The 642-nt window shown below is 68.4% G+C and carries 1 protein-coding gene; it reads left to right on the top strand.

The genetic code is table 11. The features are described from left to right. Positions 1-476, top strand: a 476-nt coding sequence (locus tag AB4Y92_RS25230; RefSeq protein ID WP_441822108.1) for a LysE family translocator, incomplete at its 5' end; no start/stop codon positions are given. Positions 477-642 lie beyond the last annotated feature (166 nt).

The following is a 642-nucleotide window of genomic DNA, read 5'->3' as shown; positions in this document are numbered from 1 at the left end:
ATGCTGCCGGCATCACCAGCGGCATGGCCGCCGTCATCGCGATCACCGCCAGCGGCATGGTCGGGGTGCTGATGGCACTGCCCGGCGTCGCGCCGGTGGTGACGGTCGCTGCGGCTGGGTATTTTCTCTATCTGGCCTATCGCATTGCTACTGCGCCGCCCCTGAGCGAGGCGAGCGAACGCGATGAGCAACCGTCCTTCGCTGCAGGTGCCCTACTGTCGCTCGTCAACCCGAAGGGCTATGCGGCGATGGCGGCGCTCTTCTCCGGTTTCGTCCTCTTGCGCGAGCGGGTTGCCGCCGATGCGCTGGCGAAGGCGGCGCTGCTGATGGCGATCATCGCCGCGGTCAATCTGCTCTGGCTCGCCGCGGGAGCGGCGCTGACCCGCTGTTTTCGTGGGCCGCGGCTGAACCGGGCCATCAATATCGTCTTCGCCGGCCTGCTGATTGCGTCGGTCGCATTTGCGCTGGTGCGGTGAGGCCCGCCCGCAGGCGAATGCTGCCGGCGCGGGAGCGGCGCTGACCCGCTGTTTTCGTGGGCCGCGGCTGAACCGGGCCATCAATATCGTCTTCGCCGGCCTGCTGATTGCGTCGGTCGCATTTGCGCTGGTGCGGTGAGGCCCGCCCGCAGGCGAATGCTGCCGG

Origin of the sequence: Lysobacter sp. TAB13 (assembly GCF_052113885.1) — a bacterium.
Classification (GTDB): Bacteria; Pseudomonadota; Gammaproteobacteria; order Xanthomonadales; family Xanthomonadaceae; genus Lysobacter; species Lysobacter gummosus.
This window is presented reverse-complemented; position numbering and strand designations above follow the sequence as displayed.